Annotated in this window: 13 protein-coding genes; 8 read left to right on the forward strand and 5 right to left on the reverse strand. The window is 62.6% G+C overall.

Features of this window, described 5'->3' with window-relative positions:
• Window positions 1-2: 2 nt before the first annotated feature.
• Both IGS60_RS08180 and IGS60_RS08185 read right to left on the reverse strand, forming a co-directional pair.
• Complete coding sequence (locus tag IGS60_RS08180; RefSeq protein WP_230503657.1) at window positions 3-872, reverse strand: LytTR family DNA-binding domain-containing protein; 870 nt, start codon at window positions 870-872, stop codon at window positions 3-5.
• Complete coding sequence (locus IGS60_RS08185; RefSeq protein WP_230503659.1) at window positions 869-1,984, reverse strand: sensor histidine kinase; 1,116 nt, start codon at window positions 1,982-1,984, stop codon at window positions 869-871. Before IGS60_RS08185 ends, IGS60_RS08180 begins: the two co-directional genes overlap by 4 nt.
• 185 nt (window positions 1,985-2,169) lie before the next feature.
• Here IGS60_RS08185 and ugpQ point away from each other — a divergent pair, with 185 nt between their 5' ends.
• A complete protein-coding gene (gene ugpQ / locus IGS60_RS08190) occupies window positions 2,170-2,913 on the forward strand; it encodes a glycerophosphodiester phosphodiesterase (protein ID WP_230503662.1) in 744 nt (247 codons plus the stop codon).
• 107 nt (window positions 2,914-3,020) lie between these two features.
• On the opposite strand, the gene IGS60_RS08195 is transcribed toward ugpQ, so the two are convergent.
• Entirely contained in the window at window positions 3,021-5,078 is a 2,058-nt protein-coding gene (locus IGS60_RS08195; RefSeq protein ID WP_230503665.1) for a TonB-dependent receptor, read from the reverse strand.
• 159 nt (window positions 5,079-5,237) lie between these two features.
• Between IGS60_RS08195 and IGS60_RS08200 the strand changes: the two genes are divergently transcribed.
• From IGS60_RS08200 to IGS60_RS08225, 6 genes are all read left to right on the forward strand, one after another.
• Window positions 5,238-5,684 (forward strand): Fur family transcriptional regulator, encoded by a 447-nt coding sequence (locus IGS60_RS08200; RefSeq protein WP_230503667.1) that lies wholly within the window; start codon window positions 5,238-5,240, stop codon window positions 5,682-5,684.
• A gap of 119 nt (window positions 5,685-5,803) precedes the next feature.
• Complete coding sequence (gene alaS, locus IGS60_RS08205; RefSeq protein WP_230503669.1) at window positions 5,804-8,416, forward strand: alanine--tRNA ligase; 2,613 nt, start codon at window positions 5,804-5,806, stop codon at window positions 8,414-8,416.
• Window positions 8,417-8,653: 237 nt separating this feature from the next.
• Window positions 8,654-8,881 (forward strand): sulfurtransferase TusA family protein, encoded by a 228-nt coding sequence (locus tag IGS60_RS08210; RefSeq protein WP_010395510.1) that lies wholly within the window; start codon window positions 8,654-8,656, stop codon window positions 8,879-8,881.
• A gap of 243 nt (window positions 8,882-9,124) precedes the next feature.
• Window positions 9,125-9,874 (forward strand): electron transfer flavoprotein subunit beta/FixA family protein, encoded by a 750-nt coding sequence (locus IGS60_RS08215; RefSeq protein ID WP_070221859.1) that lies wholly within the window; start codon window positions 9,125-9,127, stop codon window positions 9,872-9,874.
• A gap of 40 nt (window positions 9,875-9,914) precedes the next feature.
• Complete coding sequence (locus IGS60_RS08220) at window positions 9,915-10,847, forward strand: electron transfer flavoprotein subunit alpha/FixB family protein (RefSeq protein WP_034781780.1); 933 nt, start codon at window positions 9,915-9,917, stop codon at window positions 10,845-10,847.
• Between the two features lie 89 nt (window positions 10,848-10,936).
• Window positions 10,937-12,727, forward strand: a complete 1,791-nt coding sequence (locus tag IGS60_RS08225; RefSeq protein ID WP_070221857.1) for an acyl-CoA dehydrogenase — start codon at window positions 10,937-10,939, stop codon at window positions 12,725-12,727.
• 234 nt (window positions 12,728-12,961) lie between these two features.
• On the opposite strand, the gene IGS60_RS08230 is transcribed toward IGS60_RS08225, so the two are convergent.
• Both IGS60_RS08230 and IGS60_RS08235 read right to left on the reverse strand, forming a co-directional pair.
• Window positions 12,962-13,588, reverse strand: a complete 627-nt coding sequence (locus IGS60_RS08230; RefSeq protein ID WP_070221856.1) for a glycine zipper 2TM domain-containing protein — start codon at window positions 13,586-13,588, stop codon at window positions 12,962-12,964.
• A gap of 135 nt (window positions 13,589-13,723) precedes the next feature.
• The gene (locus tag IGS60_RS08235) at window positions 13,724-14,158 is read right to left on the reverse strand and encodes an NINE protein (RefSeq protein WP_070313683.1); all 435 of its coding nucleotides are present in this window, start codon (window positions 14,156-14,158) and stop codon (window positions 13,724-13,726) included.
• A 277-nt stretch (window positions 14,159-14,435) separates the two neighbouring features.
• Here IGS60_RS08235 and rpsP point away from each other — a divergent pair, with 277 nt between their 5' ends.
• The gene (gene rpsP / locus IGS60_RS08240) at window positions 14,436-14,687 is read left to right on the forward strand and encodes a 30S ribosomal protein S16 (protein WP_010395524.1); all 252 of its coding nucleotides are present in this window, start codon (window positions 14,436-14,438) and stop codon (window positions 14,685-14,687) included.

Genomic DNA, 14,687 nt, shown 5'->3' on the forward strand with positions numbered 1-14,687 from the left:
CGCTACATCTGCCGAAACAGATGGGCATATAAAGGGCTGACGCGCAGTTGCGCCGGATGCTGGCGCAGGGTCAGCGACAGCTTGCCCGCCTCGTCGCGCACGGCCGTGGCGATGGCGCTGGCATTGACGATGGTGCCCCGGTGGATTTGCCAGAATTGTTGCGGGTCCAGCTGGGGCAAAAGTTCCTTCAGGCTCGTGCGTATCAGCGCTTCGCTGTCCTGGCACACGACGTTGATGTATTTGTCCAGCGCCTCGAAATACACGACGTCGGCCAGCGCGATCATGCGCACGCTGTTGCCTACGGCCGCCCGTATCATTTGCAGGCGCGGCGCGGGCGGCACCATGGCCTGCAACTGGGCCAGCAGTCGGGCCAGGTTGTCGTCGCTGGGGGCCGCTGTGACGGTTGCCACCACCGGCGCCGCCGCAGTGGCTGCCGCCGCTGCCGCCGCTGGCGTTGCTCTCCCGCTGGCGCCGGCGCTGTCGCGCAGGCGTTGCTGCAAGCGTTCCACCGTCTTGGCCAGGCGCGCATCGTTGACGGGTTTTAAGACGTAATCGGCGGCCGCGTGCTCAAAGGCGGCCAGCGCATATTCGTCGTAGGCGGTAACAAACACGATATGGGGGAACGCGACGCCGTCCGGCCACTGCTCCGCCAGTTCCTCGGCCGCTTCCAGGCCCGTCTTGCCCGGCATCTTGATGTCGAGAAATAGAATGTCGGGCTGCAGCGCCAGGCCTTGCTGCAAGGCTTCCACGCCATTGGCGCAGGTGGCAACGATGTCGAGTTCCGGCCATAGCCGGCGCAGGGCATGCGCGAGGGCGGCGGCGAGTATGGGTTCGTCTTCGGCGATCAGGGCGCGCGGGGTGGAACTGGTCATGGCGTGGGGCTCGTGGTGGTGGAGTGTATCGGTAATTGAAGGCGGGCGACAACGCCTGCCGGCGTATTGGCGATCAGCGACAGGCTGGCGGCATCGCCATGCATGCCGTGCAGCCGTTCGCGGATATTCGCCACGCCCAGCTGCGTGCCCTTGGTCTGGCCCGGATGGTCGAGGCCCAGACCATCGTCCGCAACCGTCAGGATCAGCACGCTGCCGTCTGTGGATGCCTGCACGTGGATATGGCCGCCTTCGATCTTCGGTTCCAGGCCGTGCTGGATGGCATTTTCCACCAGCGGCTGCAGCAGCATGGGCGGCACCTTGATATCGCGCAAGGCCTCGGGCAAGTCCAGTGCATAGTTCAGGCGCGCACCCATGCGTATCGACATCAGGCCCAGGTAGGCTTGCATTAGGGAAAACTCCTGCGCGAGGGTGGTGGACCCGGCGCGCGAGGAACTCAAGGTGGCGCGCAGATACTGGATCAGCTGGTCGAGCAGCAGCTGGGCGCGGTCCGGATCAAAGCTGATCAGGCCCTGCAGGTTGGCCAGGGTGTTGAACAGCATGTGCGGCTCGATCTGCGCCTGCAGCAGTTGCAGCTGCGCCTGCATGGCTTGGCGCGCCACGGATTCGGCGCGGGCCTTTTCCTCGGCGGCGATCATTTGCAGGCGGGCAATCTTTTCGCGGCTGGAGAAAAAAAGCACGGCGCCGCCCGTGGCCAGCAGGGTGAACACGAGCGTGCCCATCATTTGCGTGGGCAACAGCTTGTCGAAGCCGCCCACGTCCACTCCCGTCAGCCAGCCGAACAGAACCAGGCCCAGCATTTGCGCCACGGGCACGGATAGCAGGATGATGAGCATGAAGGGCAGGAGTCTGGGCCGCTGGTCCGCACCCCATAAAGTCAGGCGCATGCCGTCGATCAGCAGGAAGGCGATCGTGCCGATGCACATCGAGGCGATCAGGTTTTGTCCGAAATGGCTGCCCGGATTGAGGATGAAGGTAATGACCAGCGCGCAGATCGCGTTCAGCACCAGCGCATAGCGAGAGTCGAGCAGCATGCGGTAGTAGGGAAAGCGGCGTCTGGCGGGGGCGTCGGCGGAAGGGGCGTCGGAGTTCATGGAAGTGTCTGCTGGTAGCGATGGGGCATTGTGTGCCAGCGCAGGCCAGGGCGCAACAGGGCTGCGACGAAACGGGGCCGGCGCGTCGCCATTCGCAGCGTCGCGCCGCCAAACGGGGCCGCTTTACTTTTCACGATGGGCGCGGGATAGTATGGCAAGACAGTCTTTGCTATAAAGGAAACCTCATGTGGCCCTACCCACGCACCCTGGCGCACCGCGGCGGCGGCACCCTGGCGCCTGAAAACACCCTGGCCGCCCTGCGCTGCGGCCTGGCCTACGGCTACCGCGCCGTGGAATTCGACGTCATGCTGGCGTCCGACGGCGTGCCCGTCGTCGTGCACGACCCCGAGCTGGGCCGCACGGTGGCCGGCAGCGGCCACGTCAACGATTACACGGCCGCGCAGCTGGGGGCCATGGAGGCGGGCGCCTGGTTCGGCCCGCAGTTTGCGGGCGAGGGCGTGCCCACGTTCGAGGCCGTGCTGGACTATTGCAAGACGCAGCGCATCTGGATGAATATCGAAATCAAGCCGGCGCCCGGCTGCGACGTGCCGACGGGCGAGACGGTGGCGCAGGCCACGCGCGATTATTTTGCAAAGGAAATTGCTGAAGGAGAGTTATTGCCCTTGCTCTCGTCGTTCAGCATCGCCGCCCTGGAAGCGGCGCGCCAGGCGGCCCCGGAACTGGCGCGCGGCTGGCTGGTCGAATGGATACCGGACGACTGGGCGCGCACGGTGAAGGAACTGGACGTGGTGGCGCTCCATTGCGACCACACGCAACTGACGCGCGCGCTGGCGCTGGCTGTCAAAGAGGAGGGATTGGGGCTGTTCTGCTACACCGTCAACACGCCCGAACGGGCCAGCGAGCTGCTGGCCTGGGGCGTGGATGGTTTTTGCACGGACAGGATCGATATTATTCCATCCATGGCGTAGGTCGGATTAACGGGGCAAAGCCCCGCGTAATCCGACAACATTGTTGACGTTATTGGTGTTGTCGGCTTACGCGCTTGCGCGCTAAGCCGACCTACGTTTCAAGCGGCTTAGAAAGTCACGCGCATGCCGACGGTGACATTGCGCCCCGTCAAAGGCGCCGCGTTCTTGATGAACGAAGTATGGCTGTACGCCAGTTCGTTCGTCAGGTTGTTCGCCTTGATGTAGAACTGGGCCGGCGTCGTGCCGATGCGCGTGTCGTAGTTGGCGGACAGGTTCAGCATGTTGTAGCCCGGGGTTGCCGTTTCGAACGCGGCCACCTTGTCTTGCTTGCCCACGCGGTAGAACTCGGCCACGCCGCTCCATGCCTGCCAGTTGGCATCGACCTTCACGCCAAAACGCTGGGCCGGGATGCGCGGCAAGTTGCCACCATCGTTGGCCAGCTTGGCCCGCACGTAGTCGCCGAACACGCTGGCGCCGAACATGGGGTTCAATTGCTGGCGCACTTGCCCTTCCACACCCGTGAACGTGGCGTCGCGCTGGGCGTACTGGATCAGCTGGAAGCCTTCGTGGTTATCCAGCGTGCTGCCAAAGATGTAGTTGTCGACCTTGTTGCGGTAGGCGCTGGCCGAGAAGGTCGTGGCGCCCGCATATTTGCGCAAGGTCAAGTCGATATTGTTCGACGTTTCCTTGCCCAGGTTTTGATTGCCCAGTTCATACGTGGCCGTGGCCATGTGCACGCCGTGCGCATACAGTTCCTCGGCGCTGGGCAGGCGGTGGGTGCGCGAAATGGTCGAACCGAGCGAATACTGGGGCGCGAATTTCCACACGGCGCCCAGCGAGACCGACGTGCCCTTGGCGCTGCGGTCCTGCAAGGTGGCGCTGTCGACCGCGATGTCTTGCCATTCGTGGCGCAAGCCCGCCTCGAAGCGCCATTGGTCGAGCTTGTATTCCTCCACGAGGAAGGCGGCGTGCTTCTTCGTTACCGTCGGCGCCACGTACGCTTCCTCGCCCAGGGCGGAGAAATCGCGCTTCGACGTTTGCAGGCCGACCACGCCGCGCCAGCCGAACACGGGATGGTGTTCCATTTCCAGGCGCGCGTCGTGGCCCTTGTTTTTAAATGTGGTGGCGATTTCCGTGCCTTCGATTTCATCGTGCTTGTAATCGGTAAACGACGCGCGCAGGCGCAGCTTGGCGAAGCCGGGCACGGGGTCGCGCAATTCGCCGCGCACATCCCAGCGCTCGCTCTTCAGTTTCACGTAGGGCACGGCGCCATTTTCGTGGTCGTGGTCATGCTCGTCTTCACCGCCATGGCCGTGGCCTTCATGACCGCCGCAGTGCAGGTGGGTGCCGTGCGGGTGGCAGCTCTCGAATTCATGGTTGTGGCCAGGCAAGCCGTATTCCGCATGCTGGCTGGTGAAGGCCAGGCCCAGGAAGCCGCGCTGCCCCACCCACGACACGCCCACGCTGCCCGTGTCCGTCTTGTTGTAGCTGCCGGCCACTTTGGAGCCGCCTTCCCAGCCGCTGCCGACCTTGTATTCCTTCGCGTCGCGCTTGACGCCTTCCGCGTGGAAGGCGATGTTGCCGGAGCCGCCAGTCACTTCAAAGGCGCCCGCCTTGTCGCGCGCTGCCGAGTTGGCGCGTACTTCCGCGCTGCCTTCGAAGCCCTTGGCTGGCACGCGCGTGGGGATTTTCTTGTCGATCACATTGACGACGCCGCCGACGGCGCCGCCGCCATAGGCCAATGCGGACGGGCCGCGCAAGACTTCAATCTGTTCCGACAGCATCGGTTCGGCCGCGACGGCATGGTCGGGGCTGATGGTCGAGGCATCCTGCACTTCGGCACCATCGGACAGGATCTTCACACGGGGACCATCCATGCCGCGGATGATGGGGCGGCTGGCGCCGGCGCCGAAATGGCTGGACGTGATGCCGGGCTGGCCTGCCAGGGTTTCGCCCAGGGTCGCTTCGCGGGCGCGCACCAGTTCCTCGCCTTCCAGTATGGTCACGGGCGTGCTCATGTCGTCGCTGCCCAGGGCCAGCGCGCTGGCCGAGACGGTGACGGCGGGCAAGGTGGCGGCCTGTTGCGCCAGGGCGCTGGCGGGGGCGGCAAAGGCCAGCATGATGGCCAGCGCGAGGGGAGTGGGTTGGTGAGGACGGACGGACATGGGCAAGAATTCCTTTATCAGCTATCGGTGTTGGCAGGGTTGGGGCAGCGCATGAACAGGAAATAGCCTGCCCTAAGATGATAATGATAACCCATTATCATTAATGTGTGGCAGTTTTTCCGGGCAGTAGATACAGGCGGATGGTGTATTCTGTCGGCTATGGAACGCACAACACGTCAAAAAACCGCTATTCAAGCCGCCATCGAGTCGGCCCAGCGCCCCCTGTCGGCGCAGGAAATCCTCGAACAGGCCAGCTTGCAGGTGACGCAGCTGGGCATCGCCACCGTTTACCGCAACTTGAAGTCCTTGGTGCTGGAGGAAAAGGTGCACGTGGTGACCTTGCCGGGCGAAAACCCGCGCTACGAGTCGAACACGGCCGCCAATCACCACCATCACCATTTCCAGTGCACCACGTGCCAGCGCGTGTTCGATGTGCATGATTGCCCGGGCGACTTGAAGCGCATGGCGCCGCAAGGCTTTATTGTCGAGCGCCACGAACTGACCCTGTACGGCCGCTGCGCCGATTGCAATGCGGCCGCCGGCGCCAGTGCGGTCGCCGCCGGTGCCGCCTCGCACGCCTGCGCCAGCGGCCACGACCCGGCCTGAGCGGGCAGGCTGTCGATGTTGGCACGTGCGCAACAATGCCCGTGCCCGCCGTCAATGCCGCACCCCATATCACGTATAATCTTCCCTTTAAAGCTGCCGCCACTCTTTGCCAAAAAAACATGAAATCAACTGAAATCCGCGACAAGTTCCTCAAATTTTTCGAGTCCAAGGGCCATTCCATCGTCCGTTCCAGCTCCCTGGTGCCAGGCAACGATCCGACCTTGCTGTTGACGAACAGCGGCATGGTGCAGTTCAAGGATGTGTTTACGGGCACGGACAGCCGTCCGTACACGCGCGCCACCTCGGTGCAGCGCTGCGTGCGCGCCGGCGGCAAGCACAACGATCTGGAAAACGTCGGCTACACGGCGCGCCACCATACGTTCTTTGAAATGCTGGGCAACTTCAGCTTCGGCGACTATTTCAAGCGCGACGCGATCCAGTACGCATGGGAACTGCTGACCAAGGTGTACGGCTTGCCGGCTGACAAGCTGACCGTCACCGTCTACATCGAAGATGACGAAGCGTACGACATCTGGGCCAAGGAAATCGGCGTGCCTGTCGAGCGCATCATCCGCATCGGCGACAACAAGGGTTCGCGCTACGCTTCGGACAATTTCTGGCAGATGGCCGACACGGGTCCATGCGGTCCATGCACGGAAATCTTCTACGACCACGGCGCCGACATTCCCGGCGGCCCGCCGGGTTCGCCTGACGAAGACGGCGACCGCTTCATTGAAATCTGGAACTTGGTGTTCATGCAGTTCAACCGCGACGAAGCGGGCGTCATGCACAAGCTGCCGAAGCCGTGCGTCGACACGGGCATGGGCATGGAGCGCCTGGCCGCCGTGCTGCAGCACGTGCATTCGAACTATGAAATCGACCTGTTCCAGCACCTGATCAAGGCTGCCGCGCGCGAAACGGGCGCCACGGACCTGGAAAACAAGTCGCTGCGCGTGATCGCCGACCACATCCGCGCCGCCGCCTTCATGATCGTCGACGGCATCATTCCGGGCAGCGAAGGCCGCGCGTATGTTCTGCGCCGCATCATCCGCCGCGCCCTGCGCCATGGCCACAAGCTGGGCCAGACGAAACCGTTCTTCTACAAGCTGGTGGCCGATCTGGCCATCGAGATGGGCGGCGCCTATCCGGAGCTGGAAGAAGCGAAAGACAACGTCGCCAACATGCTCAAGGCCGAGGAAGAGCGTTTCGGCGAAACCCTGGAAACGGGCATGAAAGTGCTGGAAGCGCAGCTGGCCAAGGATGCCACGGGCATCGACGGCGCCACCGCTTTTACTTTGTACGAAACCTACGGCTTCCCGCCGGACCTGACGGCCGACATCTGCCGCGAACGCAATATCAGTTTCGACCAGGCTGGCTACGACGCAGCCCTGAAGGAAAGCCAGGAACTGTCGCGCAAGGGCGGCAAGACGCACAAGGACAGCAAGGTCGAGTACACGGGTGAGAAAAACAAATTCGTCGGCTACGACCAGTTGACGTTCAGCAGCAAGGTCGTCGCGCTGTACGCGGCCGGCACGCAGGTAGCTGAACTGAAGGCGGGCCAGGACGGCATCGTCGTGCTCGACACCACGCCGTTCTACGCGGAATCGGGCGGCCAGGTGGGCGACCAGGGCGTGATCGCCTCGGGCGCCGGCAGCTTTGCCGTCAGCGACACCCTGAAAATCCAGGCCGACGTGTTCGGTCACCACGGGGTGCTGGAATCGGGCGTGCTGAAGGTGGGGGACGCCGTCTCGGCCGAAGTCGACACCGCCAAGCGCGCGCGAACGATCCGCAACCACTCGGCCACGCATTTGATGCACAAGGCCTTGCGCGAAGTGCTGGGCGGCCACGTGGCGCAAAAGGGTTCGCTGGTCGACCCGGACAAGACCCGCTTCGACTTCAGCCACAATGCGCCGATGACGGCCGAGCAGATCGCCGCCGTGGAAACGATCGTCAACAAGGAAATCCTGGAAAACCGCGCCACGCAAGCCCATTTGATGTCGTTTGACGACGCCGTCAAGCATGGCGCGATGGCTCTGTTCGGCGAAAAATACGGCGACGAAGTGCGCGTGCTCGACATCGGCAGCTCGAAAGAGCTGTGCGGCGGCGTCCACGTGCAGCGCACGGGCGACATCGGCCTGTTCAAGATCATCGGCGAAAGCGGCGTAGCCGCCGGCATCCGCCGCGTGGAAGCGGTGACGGGCGAGGGCGCGCTGGCGCTGGTGCAAACCATCAACCGCCGCCTCGTCGAAGCGGCCAGCGCCCTGAAGGCGCAGCCGGAAGAATTGACGGCCCGCATCGTCCAGGTGCAGGACCACGTAAAGGCGCTGGAGAAGGAACTGGCCGCGCTGAAATCGAAACTGGCGTCGGGCCAGGGCGATGAGCTGGTCACGCAAGCCATCGATGTCAACGGCATCAAGGTGCTGGCGGCCGTGCTGGAAGGCGCCGACGTGGCCCGTCTGCGCGAAACCATGGACAAGCTGAAGGACAAGCTGAAAACGGCCGCCATCGTGCTGGCCAGCGTGGCCGACGGCAAGGTCAGCCTGATCGCCGGCGTGACGGCGGACGCGACTTCCAAGGTCAAAGCGGGCGAGCTGGTGAACTTCGTTGCACAGCAAGTGGGCGGAAAAGGCGGCGGACGCCCCGATATGGCGCAGGCTGGCGGCACAGATCCGAGCGGCCTGGCGAACGCCCTGGCCGGCGTGCCGGCCTGGGTCGGCGAACGCGCAAAATAAGGCGTAAGCTAGAAGGCATGCGGGGTTTTCGCCCCACAGCCCCTTGAAAACGGCCCGCAGACGGTGTTTGCGGGCCGTTTTGCCGTGTGGAATCTCGTTGTGACACCACAACAGCCGATGAACTATTTTGGTGCAGCGCGTCAATGCCCCTGATTTAGAGTAGTATGTCGAAAATCAGTACAACAAAACAATGGTGGGATATTGATGATGAGCGACACACTACTTGATACCGAGATTATGGAATTTCACAAAGAACTCGACGCGCGCGGCTTGAATTGCCCGTTGCCGATTCTGAAGGCGAAAAAGGCTTTGTCAGAGCTGCAGAGCGGGGAAGTGCTGCGCATCATGGCAACCGATCCCGGTTCCGTGCGCGACTTCCAGGCTTTCGCCAAGCAAACGGGCAATGCCCTGCTGTCGCACGTGCAGACGGGTACCGAATTCGTCTTCCTGATGCAACGCAAATAATTCTGCCAGCCGGGGCCGCCGTGGCGCGGCCTGGTTTTCCTTCCCGAACCAGCCCTTTTGCTGCCCTGCAGCGTAGCGGCGGACCCCCTTGAAATCCCCGAAGCTGGACAGTTTAGATGGATTGCTCTAACAAAAAATCGCACGATCGTGCTTAAATTCGGTTCAGGATTCAAATTTCTCTTATAATCGAACGCACAATCAGCACTTGATCCGTCATTTTTATAATTTCCCAAAGGCATAGCTATGAAAGTCTTGGTACCCGTCAAACGCGTGGTCGACTATAACGTCAAAGTCCGCGTCAAGAGTGACGGCACTGGCGTCGATACCGCCAACGTCAAAATGTCGATGAACCCTTTCGATGAGATCGCGCTGGAAGAAGCGATGCGCCTGAAAGAAGCCGGCAAGGTCACTGAAGTGGTCGCCATCTCCTGCGGCGTGACGCAGTGCCAGGAAACCCTGCGCACGGCCATGGCCATCGGCGCCGACCGCGGCATCCTGGTGGAAACGACGACCGACCTGGAACCGCTGGCCGTGGCCAAGCTGGTCAAGTCCCTGGCCGAGAAAGAACAGCCGCAACTGATCATCCTGGGCAAGCAGGCGATCGATGACGACAGCAACCAGACGGGCCAGATGCTCGCTGCCCTGCTGGGTTGGCCGCAAGCCACGTTCGCTTCGAAAGTCGTGCTGGAAGACGGCAAAGTCACCGTCACGCGCGAAGTCGACGGCGGCCTGGAAACCCTGGCATTGACCTTGCCAGCGATCATCACCACCGACCTGCGTCTGAACGAGCCACGCTATGTGACCTTGCCGAACATCATGAAGGCAAAGAAAAAACCGCTCGAGACCGTCAAGCCGGAAGACCTGGGCGTCGATGTTGCGCCACGCCTGAAGACCCTGAAAGTCGTCGAGCCAGCCAAGCGCTCGGCCGGCATCAAGGTGCCGGACGTCGCCACCCTGGTCGCCAAGCTGCGTACCGAAGCCAAAGTCATCTAAGCGGCTTTGCCGTCTATCCAGAACAATTACAGGACATATCATGGTCGCATTAGTTATTGCTGAACACGACAACGCTACCTTAAAGGGCAGCACCCACCACACCGTGACCGCGGCTGCCCAGTGCGGCGGCGACGTGCACGTACTGGTCGCAGGTTCGAACGCCTCGGCCGCCGCCGCTGCCGCCGCGCAAATCGCCGGCGTGACGAAAGTCATCGTGGCCGACGCGCCCTATTTTGCCGACGGCCTGGCCGAAAATGTGGCCGAGCAAGTGCTGGCCATCGCCGGCAATTACAGCCACATCCTGGCGCCAGCCACCGCCTACGGCAAGAACATCCTGCCGCGCGTGGCCGCCAAGCTGGACGTGGCGCAAATCTCGGAAATCACCAAGGTCGACTCGCCTGACACCTTCGAGCGCCCGATCTACGCCGGTAACGCGATTGCTACCGTGCAATCTGGCGACAAGATCAAGGTCATCACCGTGCGCACCACCGGTTTCGACGCCGCTGCCGCCACCGGCGGTTCGGCTGCCACCGAAACCGTCGCCGCCGTTGCCGACAATGGCAAGTCCGCCTTCGTGGGCCGCGAACTGGCCAAGTCCGACCGTCCTGAACTGACCGCCGCGAAAATCATCGTGTCGGGCGGCCGTGGCATGGGTTCGGCCGAGAACTTCCACATCCTGGAACCGCTGGCCGACAAGCTGGGCGCCGCCATGGGTGCTTCGCGCGCCGCCGTCGACGCCGGCTTCGTGCCGAACGACTGGCAAGTGGGCCAGACGGGCAAGATCGTCGCGCCATCGCTGTACATCGCCGTCGGCATCTCGGGCGCGATCCAGCATCTGGCCGGCATGAAAGACTCGAAAACCATCGTCGCCATCAACAAGGATCCGGAAGCGCCGATCTTTGCCGTGGCCGACTACGGCATCGTGGGCGATCTGTTCGAGATCGTGCCGCAACTGGTCAAAGAACTGGGTTAATTTAAACCCATCAGGTTTTGTATATCACGAAGCCACGCCGGCCCGCCCCACACGGCGAGCCGCGCGTGGCTTTTTTCTTGGAGAAATAGATGAGCTATCAAGCCCCGCTGAAAGACATGTTGTTCGTCATGAACGAACTGGCCGGCCTGGCCGAAATCCATACTTTGCCTGGCTGCGAAGACGCGACACCCGACACGGCCGAAGCCGTGCTGGAAGAAAACGCCAAGTTCTGCGGCGGCGTGGTGGCCCCCTTGAACGGCCCCAGCGACAAGGAACCGAGCTTCTGGCACGACGGCCAGGTCACGACCTCGAAAGGCTTCAAGGAAGCGTTCAAGGCCTACGGCGAAGCGGGCTGGCAGGGCGTGCAGCATCCGACGGAATTTGGCGGCCAGGGCTTGCCCAAGCTCTTGGCTACGCCCTGCATCGAAATGCTCAATTCGGCCAGCATCTCGTTTGCCCTGGTGGCCCTGCTGTCGGACGGCGCCATCGAAGCGCTGCTGACGGCCGGCAGTGACGCGCAAAAGGCCACCTATCTGGAAAACCTGGTCTCCGGCAAGTGGACGGGCACCATGAACCTGACTGAGCCGCAAGCGGGGTCCGACCTGGCCGCCGTGCGCACGCGCGCCGTGCCGCAGGATGACGGCACCTATAAAGTGTTCGGCACGAAGATTTTCATCACGTACGGCGAGCACGACATGGCAGAAAACATCGTCCATCTGGTGCTGGCCCGCACGCCGGACGCACCGGCCGGCGTAAAAGGCATTTCGCTGTTCATCGTGCCGAAATTCCTCGTCAATGCGGACGGCAGCCTCGGCGCGCGCAATGACGCGCACTGCGTGTCCATCGAGCACAAACTGGGCATCAAGGCCAGCCCCACGGCCGTGCTGCAGTTCGGCGACCACGGCGGCGCCATCGGCACCCTGGTGGGCGAGGAAAACCGCGGTCTCGAATACATGTTCATCATGATGAACGCGGCCCGCTTCGGCGTGGGCCTGCAGGGCATCGGCCTGGCCGAGCGCGCCTACCAGCAGGCCGTGGCGTTCGCCAAGGACCGCGTGCAGTCGCGCGACCTGGCCGGCTCGCCCGGTCCGGTCTCCATCATCCACCACCCGGACGTGCGCCGCATGCTGATGTCGATGCGCTCGCAGACGGAGGCGGCGCGCGCGCTGGCCTACGTGGGCGCGGCCATCAGCGACGTGGCGCACCACCATCCGGACGCCGACGTGCGCGCGGAAAGCCTGGCGACGTACGAATACCTGGTGCCCGTGATCAAGGGCTGGGCCACGGAAATGTCGCAGGACGTCACGCGCGACGGCGTGCAAGTGCACGGCGGCATGGGTTTCATCGAAGAGACGGGAGCCGCCCAGCATTACCGTGACGCCAAGATCCTGACGATCTACGAAGGCACGACGGCCATCCAGGCGAACGACCTCGTGGGCCGCAAGACGGTGCGCGACGGCGGCGCCGTGGCAAAAGCCATCATCGCCCAGGTGCGCGCTACGGAAGCCCAGCTGGGCGAACTGACCGGCGCCGACTTCCAGGCCATGCAGCGCCACCTGGCCGAAGGCAGCGCCGCGCTGGAAGCCGTGGTCGAGTATGTGGTGGCGAACATGAAGACGGACATCAAGGCCGTGTTCGCGGGCAGCGTGCCCTACCTGAAGCTGGCCGGCATCGTGCTGGGCGGCTGGCAAATGGCCCGCGCGGCCATCGTGGCGCAGCAAAAGCTGGGAGAGGGCAGCGGCGACGCATCGTTCTACAAGGCAAAAATCGCCACAGCCCGCTTCTTTGCTGACCACATCCTGTCGCAGGCACCGGGCTTACGCGCCACCATCATCGACGGCAGCGCCGGCGTGATGGCCTTGTCGGAAGAGCAGTTTTAAGCGGGGTCAGACCCCCTCGTCCGCTAACGCCGAGTTTGGCGTTGGCATTGTTGAGGGTCTGACCCCAGCAGTGTGCTGAAGACCCGCAGAAGGCAAAAAAAGCGCTGGAGATCGCTCTCCAGCGCTTTTTTAAACCACAAAGACAAATGCCGGGGTCAGACCCGCCGGGGGAATGTGCGCCAATGGCGCGCATTCCGATCCCACAGGGACTGATCCCAGATTTACTCTGCGTTCTTAGCGGCGGGCGATGCCGTTGCCCGAATTGCGTACCAAGTCGCCAGCCGCGAGGCCAGGATCCTGGTCAAACGCAAAATCGGCCTTGGCGCCCGTTTCGTATTGCACGGTGACGGTCCAGGTCTTGGCGTTCTTCATGTGGCCTTCGACTTGCTTGCCCGCGTAGGCGCCGCCAGCGGCGCCGGCCAGGGTGGCCAGGTCCTTGCCGCGTCCGCCGCCGACCTGGCGGCCCAGCAGGGCGCCGGCCACGCCGCCGCCGATCATGCCCAGTGCGCCGCCTTCACCGGCTTTTTCAGTGACGTTGACTGCCAGCACCTTGCCGCAATCGGCGCAAATCTGATGCTGCGGCTGCTTGGAGGGCTGGCTGGCGTAGGAGTTGCCCGCCTTTTGCGCGGCCTTGGCATTGATGATGGCCTGGTCGTATTCGCCCTTGGCGTCGCGCAGGCATTGCATGCGGGCTTTCGAGCTGCTTTCTTCTGCGCACAGTTTCTTGTCGTCCGCATAGCGCGTGTTGGCTTGCTTCGTGTCGTACGCGTATTGCGCCTTCGGCGACAGGTTTTGCGCGAAGGCGGATGTGCTGAACAGGGCCGTGACGGCGACTGCGAGGATGAGTGGGCGACGAATCATGATCTTCTCCTAGGGGGTGTTAAATGAGCCAGTAATGTTGGCATTGTGAATGCAGTATAGAGGAAAATCATGATTGCTTACCAACACTTACATGTGCGTGCGGGGCGACGGATAGATGTCATTTCCATGCGGAAATTAACCGTAGGCGCCGCCTGTGTACAGCAAGTCGAACAGGCGCGCCATGGTGGCGATCAGCACGCCCGCGCCTAGCATCAAGGTAGCGACCAGCACCACGGCCAGGGGCCAGCCCGTGTCCGACAGGCGGCTTGATGCGGCATTGTAGCGGGCGTCCCACTTGTCGTCCGGCATCAAGCCCAGGACCAGCGCTTCCAGGAAGCCGCCCAGCGCGGACAGGGTCAGCGGCAATATCTGATAAAACCAGTCCGCCTCGGGAAACAGCTGATGCAGCAGTGCGCTGGCGGGCAGGGCGGCCAGGTGTAGCCAGCCCCAGCGGTCTTTGGCGCCGTGCAGGTAGAAGCGGTGTGCGCCCAGCGTGCCCAGCAAAAAGGCCAGCAGGGTGGTGAATGCCTTGTTCTTGTGCGACTGTTGCAAAATGGTAGCGGTGGTCATGGGACTCCAGAATTGCTCATCAGTAAAGATTGCCAGTATCGGTCATTGCCTCGCACAACGATAGCACTTTCCTGTGGCGTTTATGCAATGATTTCGCGTGAGTTCAAGCCATGGCCGGCACGATAGACGCAGACGCCTATTGCGTCTTCGGCCCTGACTGGTCATAATGTTTGATTAGCCCAAATTACACGCCCGTCATCATAACGCTTGCTGCCTGGCGGTAAAGCGCGCTATAATTTGCGGCTTTTTCCGCCTCAGCACACTTTTTGGAAATATTATGGTCGTTATTCGTTTAGCTCGTGGAGGCGCCAAGAAGCGCCCGTTCTTCAACATCGTCGCTACTGATTCGCGCAATCGCCGCGATGGTCGCTTCATTGAGCGTATCGGTTTTTACAACCCGATGGCGCAAGGTGGCGAAGTTCCACTGCGTATCACCGCAGACCGTCTGGCCTACTGGCAAGGCGTTGGCGCACAATTGTCGCCAACCGTTGCTCGCCTGGTAGCCAGCAACAACAAAGCAGCAGCTTAA

The organism is Janthinobacterium sp. FW305-128 (assembly GCF_020858135.1).
Lineage (GTDB): Bacteria > Pseudomonadota > Gammaproteobacteria > Burkholderiales > Burkholderiaceae_D > Janthinobacterium.

Excerpts from the sequence above, each read along its gene's own strand:
- IGS60_RS08180 (WP_230503657.1), bottom strand. The coding sequence starts at position 872 with ATGACCAGTTCCACCCCGCGCGCCCTGATCGCCGAAGACGAACCCATA.
- IGS60_RS08185 (WP_230503659.1), bottom strand. The coding sequence starts at position 1,984 with ATGAACTCCGACGCCCCTTCCGCCGACGCCCCCGCCAGACGCCGCTTT.
- ugpQ (WP_230503662.1), top strand. The coding sequence starts at position 2,170 with ATGTGGCCCTACCCACGCACCCTGGCGCACCGCGGCGGCGGCACCCTG.
- IGS60_RS08195 (WP_230503665.1), bottom strand. The coding sequence starts at position 5,078 with ATGTCCGTCCGTCCTCACCAACCCACTCCCCTCGCGCTGGCCATCATG.
- IGS60_RS08200 (WP_230503667.1), top strand. The coding sequence starts at position 5,238 with ATGGAACGCACAACACGTCAAAAAACCGCTATTCAAGCCGCCATCGAG.
- alaS (WP_230503669.1), top strand. The coding sequence starts at position 5,804 with ATGAAATCAACTGAAATCCGCGACAAGTTCCTCAAATTTTTCGAGTCC.
- IGS60_RS08210 (WP_010395510.1), top strand. The coding sequence starts at position 8,654 with ATGGAATTTCACAAAGAACTCGACGCGCGCGGCTTGAATTGCCCGTTG.
- IGS60_RS08215 (WP_070221859.1), top strand. The coding sequence starts at position 9,125 with ATGAAAGTCTTGGTACCCGTCAAACGCGTGGTCGACTATAACGTCAAA.
- IGS60_RS08220 (WP_034781780.1), top strand. The coding sequence starts at position 9,915 with ATGGTCGCATTAGTTATTGCTGAACACGACAACGCTACCTTAAAGGGC.
- IGS60_RS08225 (WP_070221857.1), top strand. The coding sequence starts at position 10,937 with ATGAGCTATCAAGCCCCGCTGAAAGACATGTTGTTCGTCATGAACGAA.
- IGS60_RS08230 (WP_070221856.1), bottom strand. The coding sequence starts at position 13,588 with ATGATTCGTCGCCCACTCATCCTCGCAGTCGCCGTCACGGCCCTGTTC.
- IGS60_RS08235 (WP_070313683.1), bottom strand. The coding sequence starts at position 14,158 with ATGACCACCGCTACCATTTTGCAACAGTCGCACAAGAACAAGGCATTC.
- rpsP (WP_010395524.1), top strand. The coding sequence starts at position 14,436 with ATGGTCGTTATTCGTTTAGCTCGTGGAGGCGCCAAGAAGCGCCCGTTC.